The organism is Amycolatopsis ponsaeliensis (assembly GCF_030182635.1).
Taxonomy (GTDB): Bacteria; Actinomycetota; Actinomycetes; order Mycobacteriales; family Pseudonocardiaceae; genus Amycolatopsis; species Amycolatopsis ponsaeliensis.
Genome location: NZ_JAPZLD010000039.1, coordinates 1 through 13,025, shown reverse-complemented (window position 1 = coordinate 13,025; position 13,025 = coordinate 1). Strand labels below are relative to the sequence as shown.

14 protein-coding genes are annotated in these 13,025 nt (G+C 70.1%); 6 read left to right on the top strand and 8 right to left on the bottom strand.

The genetic code is table 11. The features are described 5' to 3' along the window. Nucleotides 1-137: 137 nt before the first annotated feature. The 4 genes from QQ657_RS41110 to ddaH all read right to left on the bottom strand — a co-directional run bounded on the left by QQ657_RS41110 (nucleotide 138) and on the right by ddaH (nucleotide 2,976). Nucleotides 138-401: a helix-hairpin-helix domain-containing protein gene (locus tag QQ657_RS41110; RefSeq protein WP_284747771.1), complete on the bottom strand. Its 264-nt coding sequence runs from the start codon at nucleotides 399-401 to the stop codon at nucleotides 138-140. A gap of 64 nt (nucleotides 402-465) precedes the next feature. Next, nucleotides 466-1,161, bottom strand: a complete 696-nt coding sequence (locus QQ657_RS41105; RefSeq protein WP_284747770.1) for a glycoside hydrolase family 75 protein — start codon at nucleotides 1,159-1,161, stop codon at nucleotides 466-468. A 229-nt stretch (nucleotides 1,162-1,390) separates the two neighbouring features. Continuing rightward, nucleotides 1,391-2,050: a polysaccharide deacetylase family protein gene (locus QQ657_RS41100; RefSeq protein ID WP_284747769.1), complete on the bottom strand. Its 660-nt coding sequence runs from the start codon at nucleotides 2,048-2,050 to the stop codon at nucleotides 1,391-1,393. Nucleotides 2,051-2,130: 80 nt separating this feature from the next. Continuing rightward, entirely contained in the window at nucleotides 2,131-2,976 is an 846-nt protein-coding gene (gene ddaH, locus QQ657_RS41095) for a dimethylargininase (protein ID WP_434056832.1), read from the bottom strand. A 74-nt stretch (nucleotides 2,977-3,050) separates the two neighbouring features. Between ddaH and QQ657_RS41090 the strand changes: the two genes are divergently transcribed. After that, nucleotides 3,051-3,497, top strand: coding sequence for an Lrp/AsnC family transcriptional regulator (locus QQ657_RS41090; protein WP_026468878.1), 447 nt, complete (start codon nucleotides 3,051-3,053; stop codon nucleotides 3,495-3,497). Between the two features lie 257 nt (nucleotides 3,498-3,754). On the opposite strand, the gene QQ657_RS41085 is transcribed toward QQ657_RS41090, so the two are convergent. Further along, entirely contained in the window at nucleotides 3,755-4,123 is a 369-nt protein-coding gene (locus QQ657_RS41085; protein WP_284747768.1) for a hypothetical protein, read from the bottom strand. A 22-nt stretch (nucleotides 4,124-4,145) separates the two neighbouring features. Between QQ657_RS41085 and QQ657_RS41080 the strand changes: the two genes are divergently transcribed. The 4 genes from QQ657_RS41080 to QQ657_RS41065 all read left to right on the top strand — a co-directional run bounded on the left by QQ657_RS41080 (nucleotide 4,146) and on the right by QQ657_RS41065 (nucleotide 8,574). After that, nucleotides 4,146-4,901, top strand: coding sequence for an enoyl-CoA hydratase (locus QQ657_RS41080; RefSeq protein WP_284747767.1), 756 nt, complete (start codon nucleotides 4,146-4,148; stop codon nucleotides 4,899-4,901). 262 nt (nucleotides 4,902-5,163) lie between these two features. Further along, nucleotides 5,164-7,089 (top strand): 2-oxoacid:acceptor oxidoreductase subunit alpha, encoded by a 1,926-nt coding sequence (locus QQ657_RS41075; protein ID WP_284747766.1) that lies wholly within the window; start codon nucleotides 5,164-5,166, stop codon nucleotides 7,087-7,089. Beyond that, a complete protein-coding gene (locus QQ657_RS41070) occupies nucleotides 7,086-8,150 on the top strand; it encodes a 2-oxoacid:ferredoxin oxidoreductase subunit beta (protein ID WP_284747765.1) in 1,065 nt (354 codons plus the stop codon). Before QQ657_RS41075 ends, QQ657_RS41070 begins: the two co-directional genes overlap by 4 nt. A 94-nt stretch (nucleotides 8,151-8,244) precedes the next feature. Continuing rightward, complete coding sequence (locus QQ657_RS41065) at nucleotides 8,245-8,574, top strand: VOC family protein (protein ID WP_284747764.1); 330 nt, start codon at nucleotides 8,245-8,247, stop codon at nucleotides 8,572-8,574. Nucleotides 8,575-8,642: 68 nt separating this feature from the next. On the opposite strand, the gene QQ657_RS41060 is transcribed toward QQ657_RS41065, so the two are convergent. The 3 genes from QQ657_RS41060 to QQ657_RS41050 all read right to left on the bottom strand — a co-directional run bounded on the left by QQ657_RS41060 (nucleotide 8,643) and on the right by QQ657_RS41050 (nucleotide 11,411). Then, entirely contained in the window at nucleotides 8,643-9,902 is a 1,260-nt protein-coding gene (locus tag QQ657_RS41060) for a sunset domain-containing protein (protein WP_284747763.1), read from the bottom strand. Nucleotides 9,903-9,918: 16 nt separating this feature from the next. After that, the gene (locus QQ657_RS41055; protein WP_284747852.1) at nucleotides 9,919-10,971 is read right to left on the bottom strand and encodes a polyprenyl synthetase family protein; all 1,053 of its coding nucleotides are present in this window, start codon (nucleotides 10,969-10,971) and stop codon (nucleotides 9,919-9,921) included. A 116-nt stretch (nucleotides 10,972-11,087) separates the two neighbouring features. Beyond that, nucleotides 11,088-11,411 carry a DUF6204 family protein gene (locus QQ657_RS41050; RefSeq protein ID WP_284747762.1) on the bottom strand — a complete coding sequence of 108 codons (324 nt, stop codon included), beginning with the start codon at nucleotides 11,409-11,411 and terminating at the stop codon, nucleotides 11,088-11,090. A 170-nt stretch (nucleotides 11,412-11,581) separates the two neighbouring features. Between QQ657_RS41050 and QQ657_RS41045 the strand changes: the two genes are divergently transcribed. After that, nucleotides 11,582-12,238, top strand: a complete 657-nt coding sequence (locus tag QQ657_RS41045; RefSeq protein WP_284747761.1) for a hypothetical protein — start codon at nucleotides 11,582-11,584, stop codon at nucleotides 12,236-12,238. The last annotated feature ends 787 nt before the right edge of the window (nucleotides 12,239-13,025 follow it).

Sequence of the window (13,025 nt, the reverse complement as noted above, 5' to 3'; positions counted from 1 at the left end):
TCCCCTGGATCGTTACCGCCGGGGTGGCGAACGGGGTAAAGCGTGAGACGGCCGTTAGGCGTAACGGTTTTCGCGTAAAAATCGGATCTCGAATTGCATCTTGCAGTGGGTGGGCAACGCGGTCGTCGCGGTTCCGGTCAGCGGGTCCCGAGAAGGCGTTTCCGTTCCGGGGTGTAGGTCCACCACGGCCGCGGCGGGGCGCCGTCGGCTTGGTCGACCGCGGACATGAAGGTGTCGAGCACGCAGGGGTCGTGACGCTGCCCGTCGAGCTCGCACAGCCGCTCGTACAGTTCGACGGCGTCGCGGCCGGCGAGCTGCGCGGGCTCGGTGATGCCGAGCCGCGCGAAGTCGCGGACCATCGCCGGTCCGATATTGGCGAGTTTCAGCAGTTCCTTGCTCATGCCCCCAGCACAGCAGCCGGGGCCGATCCCGTCTTGAACGGATCGGCCCCGGCTCGTGCGTCGGTCAGTTGTTGTTCACGAAGGTGGTGGCGAGGCCCTCACCCTTGCTCACCGCGTTGGCGTGGTTCTCGATCGGCGAGACCGTCGAGTTCTTGAAGCAGATGTACGTCACACCGGAGTCGGTGCCGCCGTTGGACGGGTCGGGGTTGATGCCGAGGTCCTTCGCGGTGGCGTAGGAGGCTTCCCCGATGATCTGCGTCGGGCCGGTGTCGCCGATGACCGCGTACTCGACCTTGCCGTTGTAGATCACCGCGCAGGAGCCGCCGCCCTTCAGCTGCGACGACGAGTACTTCCAGATGCTGCTCGAGCTCGGCACGACGATGTAGGGCAGCTTCGCGGCGTTGAGCGGCTTGCCGTCGGACTGGTGGAACGCCGTGTCGTCCTGGTAGCAGCAGTCGGTGTCCTCGTTGCACTGCGTGGAGCGCTGGCCGTCGCAGTCGATGTCCATGTCGGCTTTCCAGAACACGGCACCGTTGGCGTCGCAGACGGCGACCGTCTTGGCGGAGACGTCTTCGTCGGTCTTGTACTTGCCGTTGGAGATCTGCTTGCAGCTGTTCGTCTTGGCGAGCAGCTGGGCCGCGGTCGGGGCGGCCGCGGTGGTGGCGGGTTGCGCGGCCGGGGCGGGCGCCGCCGATGCGAGGGCCGAGGGCAGCACGGCCGCGGCGAGTGCCATGGTCGCGAGCAGGATCAGTTTCCGCATTCCTGGTGCTCCCTTTAGTTAGGAAACTTTCCTTACGGCGGCGAGGCGACCAGGATGCACCCCGGGCGAGGGCCGGTACAAGACCTGACGGTGCGGGAATTTCCCATCATGCGAGCCCGGTTGACGAAAAGGCTGCTCACCGGGAGCCGGGCCGCGAAATCGGTCCCGGCCCCGTGCCGATGACCGGGAAGACCCCTGATCCGGCAAAAGCGACTTAGCGGATACGACGTCAGCGAGCGGGACGCCGGAACACCCGGCTCACCCAGTTCCCGGCCCGCCGGCGCCCGGCGACGAGCACGTCGTCCAGCCAGTCGCCGTCGAGGTCGTGCCGGAGCTCCGTCCGCGCCTGCAGCCACCCGTCGTGGCTCGCCGCGCCGCCGTCGCTCGTGTACACCCGCGTCGCGCCCGCCTGCCGCAGCCGGGTCAGCACCTGCCGGTCGTACGCGCCGAACGGCAGTGAGAACCGGCGCACCGGACGGCCGCACAGGTCGCCGAGGAGCTTCGGCGCGTCGGTCAGCTCGCGGCGGGCGTGGCGCTCGTCGAGCCGGCGCCAGTCGCGCGGCTCCCAGCCGTGCGACCCGATCTCCATGCCCGCTCGCGTCAGCTCGCGCAGGGCGTCGCGGCCGAGGTAGCCGCGCTGGCCGAGGCGGCCGGCGAGCGGGAAGAACTCCGCCGTCAGCCCGCGGTCGACCAGGCGCGGCAGGGCGACCTCGACGTCGGACTCGTTGCCGTCGTCGAAGGTGAGGTGGACGTCGTCGCGTTCGCCGACGGCGTCCAGCACCTGCTCGAACTGCTCGACCGTCACCCAGCGCTCGTCCTCGCCAGGGTCGAGCTGACGGGCCGGCCGCCCGATCCCGTGCACGGCGAGGTTCACGGTCACCACTCCCACCGCCTGCCACTGCGAGTAGTCGATTTGTTACCTCGATTAATCGCCATGGCAAACGGGTGAGTTACACCTTTTCCGGAAAATCAGCCCTTCCGGATTTCCAGGGTGCAGCACTTCGGCCCGCCACCGGCTTTCCGCAGCTCGGAGATGTCGACGTACACCGGCTCGTACCCCCGATCGATGAGGAGTTCACCCAATCGGGTGGCCTCGACGGGCAGGACGACGTTGCGGCCATCGGACACGCCGTTGAGGCCGAAGCACTCGGCGTCTTCCTTCGTCGCGAGCACGGCGTCCGGGAAGAGCCGCTCGAGCACGCGGCGCGAGCCGGCCGAGAACGCCTCCGGGTAGTAGACGATCTGCGCGCGCGTCGTGTCCGTCGCTTCGGCGAGCACGAACAGCGCCGTGTCGAGGTGGTAGTAGCGCGGGTCGATCAGGTGCAGCGAGACGACCGGGACGCCGAGGACCTCCTGCGCCTCGGCATGCGCCGCCGGGTCGGTGCGGAAGCCGGTGCCGGCCAGCAGCAGCGCGCCGGTCCAGGCGAAGTCGCCCTCGGCCTCGTTGATCTTCTCCGGCATGGTGATGTCGCGGTAGCCGTGCTCGACGAACCAGCGGCGGAAGTGCTCGGCCTCGGCGGCCCGCTGCGGCGCGCGGAACCGCGAGCCGAGGACGCGGCCGTCGACGACGGTGCCGGAGTTCGCGGCGAAAACCATGTCGGGCAGGCCGGGCTGGGCGTCGATCTCCTCGACGGTGTGGCCGAGGCGGCGGTAGGTGTCGCGCAGCTCGGTCCACTGCGCGACGGCGACGTCGGCGCTGACCGGCTGGGTCGGGTCCATCCAGGGGTTGATCACGTAGTCCACCGCGAAGTGGCGCGGGGGGCACATCAGGTATCGACGGGTGGTCGGTACGCGCATTGGCGATGATCCCTGCATGATTGCAGGGTAAGGCGCGCCTAAACTCGCAATCAATCGCTGTTCGCTGCGCGTATCTGTGCTAAGTGTTGCGTGTGAACACCATCGACCAGCGAATCGTTTCGTGCCTCGTGGCGAACGCCCGCTCGAGCTACGCGGAGATCGGCAAAGTGGTCGGCCTGTCCGCCCCGGCGGTGAAGCGACGGGTCGACCGATTGCTCGAGACGGGCATCCTGAGGGGCTTCACGGCGGTGGTCGACCCGGAGGCGCTGGGCTGGGGCACGGAGGCGTTCGTCGAGGTCACGTGCCAGGGCAACATCACGCCGGCCCGGATCCGCGCCAGGCTGGAGCCGCTCCCGGAAGTGGTGGCGGCGTACACGGTCTCGGGGGCGGCGGACGCGATCGTCCATCTGCGGGCGGCGGACATCCATCACCTGGAGACGGCGTTGGAGCGGCTGCGCGGGCTGGAGATCGTGGACCGGACGGTGTCGACGGTGGTGCTCTCGCGGCTGCTGGAGCGGCCGCCGACGCCGGAGGAGTGACGCCTCCGGCCCCCGTCTTCCAGCTTATCGGCGGGTACCGACGATTTCGGCCGGGTGCGCGGGCTTGTCCACAGGCCCGCCGCGCCTGTCCACAGCCCCAGCGCGCCTGTCCACAGGCCCGGGACGCCTGCGCACAGAGCGGGCCGCCTGTCCACAGCCCGGAGCGTTTGTGCACAGCTCCGCGAGCAGCGCCGCCGAGATCGCGAAACTGTCGCCCACCGCCGATACGCTGGAGACCGGGGGCCGGAGGCCCGCCCTCAGCTCGCGAGGGCCCGCAACACCAGCGGTGCCTCGTCCGGGTGCAGCCGCAGCTCCGTCCGGCCGCCCGCCGAGTGGAACGTCACCGACTGCTTGTCCACCGCCTGCATCGTCAGCTCGCCCGGGTCGAACGGCACCGGCTCCGCGCCCGGCGTCCGCCACGTCGCCGGTCCCTCGCCCACCGCGATCCAGCCACGGCGTTCCCGGCCCTCCGTCAGCTCCTCGGACCGCAGCACGCACGGAACCGGCACCCGCTCACCACGCGCAGCAGCCGCGGCCCGCGCGCGCCGACGACGGCCGCCGAACAGCTCCGTCATGTCGATCATCGTCAGCAGGTTGCCCACCAGCACCACCAGCAATTCCCCCACACCCCACTAATACCCTGACCCGATGACCGACAGCATCGTCAGCGAGCACACCGGCGGCGTCGCGCTGCTGACCGTCGACGCGCCCGGCAGCCGCAACGCGCTCACCCTCGACCTCTCCGCCCAGCTCGCGGCCGCCGTCGAAGCCGCCGAACAGGACGAAGCGGTCCACGCCGTCGTCATCACCGGGACGCCGCCCGCCTTCTGCGCCGGGGCCGACCTGACCGCGCTGGGCAGCGCCGACGAGACCGGCCTGCGGGCCATCTACGAGGGCTTCCTCGCCGTCGCGCGGTGCGCGCTGCCGACCATCGCCGCGGTCGGGGGCGCCGCCGTCGGGGCCGGGCTGAACCTGGCGCTCGCCGCCGACGTCCGGCTCGCCGGGCCGCGCGCGAAGTTCGTCGCCCGGTTCCTCGAGCTCGGCCTGCACCCCGGCGGCGGGATGACCTGGATGACGCAGCGGCTGGCCGGCCCGCAGCAGGCCGCCGCGATGACGTTGTTCGGGCAGCCGCTCGACGCCGAAGCCGCCGTGCGCGCCGGCCTGGCACTCAGAGTGGTCGAAGGCGACCTCGTCGCCGCCGCGAAAGAGCTCGCCGCCCCGGCCGTCGCCGCGCCGCGTGAAGCGCTCCTGGCCACCAAGCGCAGCCTCCGGGCGACCGCCTCGCTGGCCGCGCACGCCGACGCCGTCGACGTCGAGCTCCAGCCCCAGCTCGCGTCGCTGGCCTCGCCGGAGTTCGCCGAGCGGCTCGAGGCCATGCGGGCACGGATCCGGTCCCATTCCTGATCCCACCAGGTGGACACCCCTACGCGAGACTCGGGTCACAGCGAGGACAGGGGTTTACCCGTTACCATCGGTCACACATATTTGTCGGACCAGCACAGAAGAAGCGGTAGCGCAGTAATGAGGTCGTTCCGGACGGCGGGAGTCTAGGAACATCGTGGTCGGACGCGAGCTAACCTCGTGGTAGGGCCTGGTGATCCGCCTGTCACGACACCGGGCAGGTGACCGATGGCCGCAACGTCGGGAGAGAGGGAATCCCTGACCCATGAGCACGAGTGCGAACGGCAACGGCGCTGGTCACGGCTCGCTCGCCGCGACCAGGCACACCGAGATCAGCAAGCTGGACCGGGTCGTGATCCGGTTCGCCGGCGACTCGGGTGACGGTATGCAGCTGACCGGCGACCGCTTCACCTCCGAGGCCGCCGCGTTCGGCAACGACCTGTCGACGATGCCGAACTTCCCCGCCGAGATCCGGGCTCCGCAGGGCACGATCCCCGGCGTCTCCTCGTTCCAGGTCCACTTCGCCGACTACGACATCCTCACCCCCGGCGACCGCCCGGACGTGCTGGTGGCGATGAACCCGGCCGCGCTCAAGGCGAACCTCGGCGACGTCCCGCACGGCGGGACGATCATCCTCAACACCGACGACTTCATCAAGCGCAACCTGATCAAGGTCGGCTACGCGAACGACCCGCTCGACGACGACACGCTCGCGCCCTACCAGGTCCACCGGGTCGCCATGTCGACGCTGACCCAGGGCGCGCTCGCCGACACCGGCCTCGGCAAGAAGGACGCCGAGCGCTGCAAGAACATGTTCGCCCTCGGCCTGCTGTCCTGGATGTACCACCGGCCCACCGAGGGCACCGAGCAGTTCCTGCGCGAGAAGTTCGCCAAGAAGCCGGACATCGCCGAGGCCAACATCCTGGCCTTCCGGGCGGGCTGGAACTACGGCGAGACGACCGAGTCGTTCGCGACGACGTTCCAGGTCGCGCCGGCGAAGCTGGCCCAGGGCACCTACCGGCAGATCACCGGCAACACCGCGCTCGCCTACGGGATCGTGGCCGCCGGGCAGCGCTCCGGCCTGCAGATCCTGCTCGGGACCTACCCGATCACGCCGGCGTCGGACATCCTCCACGAGCTGTCCAAGCACAAGAACTTCGGCATCATCACCTTCCAGGCCGAGGACGAGATCGCCGGCATCGGCGCGGCGCTCGGCGCGTCCTACGGCGGCGCGCTCGGCGTCACCTCGACGTCCGGCCCGGGTGTCGCGCTGAAGTCCGAAGCCGTCGGCCTCGGCGTCATGGTGGAGCTGCCGCTGGTCGTCATCGACGTCCAGCGCGGTGGCCCGTCCACCGGCCTGCCGACCAAGACCGAGCAGGCCGACCTGCTGCAGGCGATGTTCGGCCGCAACGGCGAGTCGCCGGTCCCGATCGTCGCGCCGCTGTCCCCCGCGGACTGCTTCGACGCGGCCGTCGAGGCCACCCGGATCGCGCTGAAGTACCGCACGCCGGTGCTGCTGCTCTCGGACGGCGCGATCGCCAACGGCTCGGAGCCGTGGCTGATCCCGGACGTCGAGACGCTGCCCGACCTGCACGTCGACTTCGCGTCCGAGCCGAACGCGGACAACGACTCCGGCGAGTTCTGGCCGTACGTGCGCGATCCCGAGACGCTCGCCCGCGCGTGGGCCGTCCCGGGCACGCCCGGGCTGCAGCACCGCATCGGCGGACTGGAGAAGGCCGACAAGACCGGCCACATCTCCTACGACCCGGCCAACCACGAGAAGATGGTGCGGCTGCGGCAGGCGAAGGTCGACGGCATCGACGTCCCGAACGTCGTGGTCGACGACCCGTCCGGCGGCAAGGCGCGAGTGCTGGCGCTGGGCTGGGGCTCGTCCTACGGCCCGATCGGGGCCGCGTGCCGCCGGGTACGCAAGCTCGGCATGCCGATCGCGCAGGCGCACCTGCGTCACCTCAACCCGCTGCCGGCCAACCTCGGCGACATCCTGCGCAGCTACGACAAGGTCGTGGTGCCGGAGATGAACCTGGGCCAGCTCGCGCTGCTGCTGCGGGCGAAGTACTTGGTCGACGTCCACAGCCACACCAAGGTCGCGGGCATGGCGTTCAAGGCCGAAGAGCTGCAGGACCTGTTCGCGGAGATCATCACCAGCGCTACTACGGAGGCGGCGAAGTGACCGCAATCGACATCGGGCTTCCGACCATCGGCGGCCTGGACCTTGTGCCCACCACCGAAGAGCCGCAGAAGGCCAAGGACTACAAGTCCGACCAGGAAGTCCGCTGGTGCCCCGGCTGCGGCGACTACGTCGTGCTCAACGCGGTGCAGTCCTTCTTGCCCACGCTCGGCCTCAAGCGCGAGAACATCGTCTTCATCTCGGGCATCGGCTGCTCGTCGCGCTTCCCGTACTACCTCAACACCTACGGCATGCACTCGATCCACGGCCGCGCGCCGTCGATCGCGACCGGGCTCGCGACCACGCGCCCGGACCTGTCGGTGTGGGTCGTCACCGGCGACGGCGACGCGCTGTCCATCGGCGGCAACCACCTGATCCACGCGCTGCGCCGCAACGTGAACATCAAGATCCTGCTGTTCAACAACCGGGTCTACGGCCTGACCAAGGGCCAGTACTCCCCGACGTCCGGGCCGGGCATGGTCACCAAGTCGTCCCCGATGGGTTCGGTGGACACGCCGTTCAACCCGCTGTCGCTGGCGATCGGCGCGGAGGCGTCGTTCGTGGGCCGGGCGATGGACTCCGACCGCAAGGGCCTCACCGAGGTCCTGCAGGCGGCGGCGCAGCACCGCGGGTCGGCGCTGGTGGAGATCTACCAGAACTGCCCGATCTTCAACGACGGCGCGTTCGACGTCCTCAAGGACGCCGACGAGGCCGCCGCCCGGCTGATCCCGCTGCGCGCGGGCGAGCCGATCCGCTTCGGCCCCAACCAGGAGTTCGGCGTCAAGCGCGGCGACTGGGGCGGCCTGGACGTCGCGAAGGTCGCGGACATCGGCGAGGACAACGTCGTGGTGCACGACCCGTCGATCTACGACACGTCGTACGCGTTCGCGCTGTCGCGCCTCGGCGACCAGAGCCTCAACCACGTCCCGACGGGCATCCTCCGCCAGGTCGAGCGCCCGACGTACGACGACGGCGCCCGCGCCCAGGTCGAGCAGGCCCGCGCGGCCCGCACGCCCGACCTGCAGGGCCTGCTGAACGGCAAGGACACCTGGACGGTCGCGTAGTTCCGCTGCTCCGAAGGCCGCCACGCCCAGCGCGTGGCGGCCTTCGGCGTTTTCGGGATTGCCAGAATAGGACACGTGTCCTAAGTTTTGGGTCATGCGACCTCTTGTGTTCTTCGACGTCCGGACGTCCGATGCGGACGGCACCAAGCGGTTCTTCGCCGACCTGCTGGGCTGGCAGACGTCCGGCGCCCTGCTGACCGACGACGGTGCGCCGTGGGGCGGCCTGACCGAGCTGGCCCCTGGCGACGACCGCGCGCCGCAGTGGCTGCCCTACGCGCCGGTGTCCGATGTGGACTCCGCGGTGGCGAAAGCCGTGGAGCTGGGCGGAAAGATCGTGCGCGAGCGCACCGATCTGCCGGTCGGTTCCCTGGTGGTGGTCGCCGATCCCGGCGGCGCGGCCATGGTCCTGTTCCAAGCGGCCTGAAATGCCGTTAAGGCCACCTTACGGGCGTCTGACGCCCGTAAGGTGGCCTTAACGGCACAACGCGAAACTCAGCTGAGCGGCCGGAACCCGACCCGCTCGGCGTCCTCGGCGGTCCGGAACCACACCTCGGCCACCATCTTCGGGAACTGCGCCGATTCGTCGGTGCAGTACCGCAACGCCGTCACGCTCGCCTTCACCTCGAACCCGTCACCGGGCCGCCCGCCACCGGGGCGCGGCATCGCCGAGCCGGGGCCGAACGGGCCGGGCGGGACAGCGTCACCGGCCGCCTGCCGCGCGGGCGGGGGCTCCGGCGCGACCACCGCCGCCTGGTTCGGCTGCACCGAAGGCTCGAACAGCGAGCCGCTGTGCGCGCCGGAAACGTCGGTCTCGCGCCGCTCGACGGTGCGCATCGACGGCTGAATCGGTTGCGGCGCTTCGAACCCGCCGCGCAGCGCCTCCCGCGGCTGCCGCTTCGGCAGCACCTGCGTCGCTTCGGCCGGAGTCTCCGGCGGCACGTCCAGCTCGCCGTTGGCCCCGGAGTCGTCACCGGCGAACGCGTACTGCGGCGCCTCCTCCGGCTCGGTCTCTTCGACCTCCTCGACCTGGTCGCCGCCGACCGACAGGTAGCGCGTGCGCTCCATCGGCTCCTCGAACGCCGACCGCTCGGACGGCGGCTCGTGGTCGAACCAGTCCGGCGCCGGCGCGTGCGGCTCCTCCGCCGGGGGCTGGAACAGCGAACCGGCGGCGGGTTCCGGGTCGAGCTGCTGCTCGAGCCGCGAGAGCGCCGGCGTGGCGGGCTCGAAGTCGTCCTCCGGCGCCAGGTATTCGCTCGCGGCGCTGCGGTACGGGTCCTCGTCCTCCGGCTCGGCGACCGGGGCCATGACCTGGGTCTCCGAGGCCCGGTACGCAGCGTCGTCCTCGGACTCGGACTCCGGCCGGAAGGCGTCGTCGGGGTCCGGGTGCGCCCCCGGCGGCACCTGCGAATCCAGCTCGGCGAAGTCCGCGTCGATGTCGTCGTGGACGTCGTCGCGGTTGAGCGGCGCCGCGGCGACCAGCGTGCCCGGGTACGACGTCTCCTGCCGCGACGGCACCAGCTCCGGCCGCGGCTCGGGCCGACGCTCCGGCCGGGCGAAGACCTCGGTGCCCGGTGCGGCCAGCCCGGCGGCGTTCGCGGGGGTGCGCGCGGCGTCGGCGTGGGCCTGCGCCAGCGAACTCTCCAGCTTGCGAACGCTCTTGCGGAGCGGCAGCACCAGCACCAGCCAGGTGAGGAGGACTCCGACGAAGAACGCGGCGAGGCTCCACAGCCAAACCTGTCCGAATATGGACATCTATCCCTGCCCCTGTTTAGTGCGTGCGCGCGACCAGGTAGTCGGCGACCGACTCGCACGCGTCCCGGGCGGGTGACGCGGGCAACGCGGCAAGCTCGGCTCGCGCGCGCTGAGCGTAGTCGGAAAGGGTGACGCGTGCCCGTTCGAGTCCACTACTCGCCCGCAGCAGCTCCAAGGCCTCCTGGACGACGGCGTCGTCGGCGATCGGGCCCGAAAGCAGCTCGGTGAGCCGCGGATCCGTGTCCGGATCGGCCAGCGCGTACAGCATCGGCAGCGTCCGGACGCCTTCGCGCAGGTCGGTGCCCTGCGCCTTGCCGAGCTCGTCGGACGGCGAGGCGATGTCGATGATGTCGTCGGAGATCTGGAACGCGGTACCGATGATGTCGCCGAACCGGCGCAGCGCCTGGATGTGCTCCTCGGCGGCGCCGGACATCATCCCGCCGAAGCGGCCGGACGTCGCGATCAGCGAGCCGGTCTTCTGCGCGATCACGGTGAGGTAGTGCGCGACGGCGTCGTCACCCGGTCCGGGGCCGACGGTCTCGCGCATCTGGCCGGTGACCAGCTCGCCGAAGGTCTCGGCGATGATCCGCGCCGCGTCCGTGCCGAGGTCGGCGACCAGGCGCGAGGCGTGGGCGAAGAGGAAGTCGCCGGTGAGGATGGCGATGGTGTTGTCCCAGCGGGCGTTGACGCTCTCGGCGCCGCGGCGCATGTCCGCCTCGTCCATGACGTCGTCGTGGTAGAGCGTGGCGAGGTGCACCAGCTCGACCGCGGCGGCGGCGATCACGACGTGGTCGTCCTGCTTCGGGCCGAACTGCGCCGATAGCAGGGTGAACAGCGGACGGAAGCGTTTGCCACCCGCCTCGACCAGGTGCAACGCGGCGTCGTTGACGGCCTGGACGTCGCTGCGGACGACGTCGCGCAGCAGCTTCTCGACGTCGGCCAGCCCGGTAGCGATCGCGCGCAGCAGGGTCTCGTCGGCGATCTGCAGGCCGACCGACGCGCGCAGGTCCTCGAGGGCGCCACCCGGCGCAGCGGGGAGGGATCCCGCCCCGGGGGCTGGGGAAGGCACAGACACGTCGGCTCCGCTCTACTCGTGCACCGGTCGGGTTATGCCTTTGAGCGTAGTGGCTACCCCGCGCGGTCGTTTACCCGCTGTCCTGCGGAAACGGTGACGAACATGACACCTCAGCGGCGCTTGATCCGGATGTCGTCCATGCAGGTCGAGCTGACGGTGAGGTCGCGGTGCGGATAGCCCTCCCGCTCCAGCAGTTCCATGGCCATCAGCTCGGCCTGGTCGTGGGCCTGCCGCGTGGCGTCGTCACCGGGAGCGACGTCGACGGTGACCCGGAAGCTGAAGCCGCCGAGGTGGTGACTGTAGGTGAGCGTGCCTTCCGGGCTGAAGAGCTGCCCGCCGAGGTCGTCTTGGTCGAGAGCACTCAGCAGCTTCTCGCGAGTGGCCTGGGTCGGCCGGTCGAACTTGCCCCGGACGAGGACGCGGTAGGTCGGCATGCGCGGCAATATACAGAGCGGTATCCGGATACCGAAGGGATTATCCGACGGGTGGTTCATGATCCACGAAGGGGTGATCAGCGGTTTCGGGCGCAACGGACGTCTCCGGCGGGCGGATATTCAGCTCGAGGAAGAGCGTCGCTCTCCCCGGTCGGCAAGGAGGACGCGACATGCGCAACACCATCGCGAGGCGGGGTGCACTCGCCGGAACACTGATGTTGGCCGGGCTCGCCGTCACCGCGGCGCCGGCGCAGGCCGCACCGCAGCCGGGCGTGGCCCAGATCGGCTCGGCGGAGTTCACCAAGGGTGATGCGGCGGTCAAGGTGCCGGTCCAGGCGAAGTGCTCGATCGACGGCCCGACGAGCGCAACGGCCCCGAAGGTGACGAAGACGGGCATCACGTTCGGCGGCGGCACGTCGTCCTGCACGACAACGGTGACGGACCCGGACACGGACGCGACGTCGACCAAGTCCACGGCGACGGGCAAGGCGTTCGAGCTGTCGGCACTGGTGAGCGCGGGCGGACCGCGCGTGAAGCTGTCGACGTACACGGTGACCTGCACGGCAACGCAGACGCAGACGAGCGCGAACTGGAGCTACGGCGGGATGTCGGGCATCCCGAACCCGCCGCGCCCGGTCCCGGTGGGGTATACGTCGCCGCTCAAGAAGACCAACGGGACGGTGGTGGCGAACGCGGTGTTCAACATCCAGAACCTCCCGGGCGACGGCAGCATCGGGTTGACGATGCTGCGGATCGATTTCCTCCCGGCGTCGGGAATCAGCGGCCAGGTGGTGCTGGGTCACACATCCTGTTCACCAACCCCGTAGAGGTGTGGAGGGCCGCGGCCGAGGGGGCCGCGGCCCTCGTTCTTTCCCGGCTTTTGGGGTGTGGGAACCCTGGTAGTCTGTGCGCCGTCGGATACGCAGGGTGCCCGGGGCGGAGCACACTGCAAGCTAGGGGAGAGCTGATGACGACGGGGTTGAGTGATGCCTGAGGGTCCGGTTTACGACCCACATGGGACTCGGCGGGCACCGCTTAGGCCGGTTACCCACCATGCGGGGTCTTATGGCGGTGAGCCTCATGTGGGGGCTGGTGGGACGGGGTTCCAGTACGACGAGGCGACGCTGCACGAGCTGGTCAAGGATTGGCGAGACCTCGCGCGTGAGTTCCGCACTGACCTAGCACAGGCAGAAACACTGGGGCGAGCGCAGGGTCCCGGCTTGGAATACGCGAGTGCGGGTAACGCAGAACTGGTTCGAGCCTCAGGAAAGGCCCTGACCGAAACTTTGCTGCAGCGGGCAAGGTACTGCGAGGCGATGGCCGACAAGTTTGTTGCCGCACTAGGCAAGTACGCGAATGCCGAAGAATCCCACGCCACCGAAATCGGCAACACCACGAAAGGTACCCTCTAGTGCGCCGCGTCCTGCTTTTGGCTTGCGTTGGGTCGATGATTCTCTCGGCGTGGGGGGGGGGGGGGGGGCGGGGGCCCGGGGGGGCCCCCCGCCCCCCCCCCCCGCGCCCGCCGGCCCCCCCCGTCCCCCCGGGGCCGGGGCGGGCGGCGGCCCCCCGACCGCGACGCAGTTGACCGTGACCCCGCGATCGGCGTACTCGAGG

Coding starts and splice junctions, on each gene's coding strand:
- QQ657_RS41080 (WP_284747767.1), top strand. CDS start 4,146: ATGACCGACAGCATCGTCAGCGAGCACACCGGCGGCGTCGCGCTGCTG.
- QQ657_RS41065 (WP_284747764.1), top strand. CDS start 8,245: ATGCGACCTCTTGTGTTCTTCGACGTCCGGACGTCCGATGCGGACGGC.
- ddaH (WP_434056832.1), bottom strand. CDS start 2,976: ATGCAGGGATCATCGCCAATGCGCGTACCGACCACCCGTCGATACCTG.
- QQ657_RS41045 (WP_284747761.1), top strand. CDS start 11,582: ATGCGCAACACCATCGCGAGGCGGGGTGCACTCGCCGGAACACTGATG.
- QQ657_RS41075 (WP_284747766.1), top strand. CDS start 5,164: ATGAGCACGAGTGCGAACGGCAACGGCGCTGGTCACGGCTCGCTCGCC.
- QQ657_RS41105 (WP_284747770.1), bottom strand. CDS start 1,161: ATGCGGAAACTGATCCTGCTCGCGACCATGGCACTCGCCGCGGCCGTG.
- QQ657_RS41060 (WP_284747763.1), bottom strand. CDS start 9,902: ATGTCCATATTCGGACAGGTTTGGCTGTGGAGCCTCGCCGCGTTCTTC.
- QQ657_RS41050 (WP_284747762.1), bottom strand. CDS start 11,411: ATGCCGACCTACCGCGTCCTCGTCCGGGGCAAGTTCGACCGGCCGACC.
- QQ657_RS41110 (WP_284747771.1), bottom strand. CDS start 401: ATGAGCAAGGAACTGCTGAAACTCGCCAATATCGGACCGGCGATGGTC.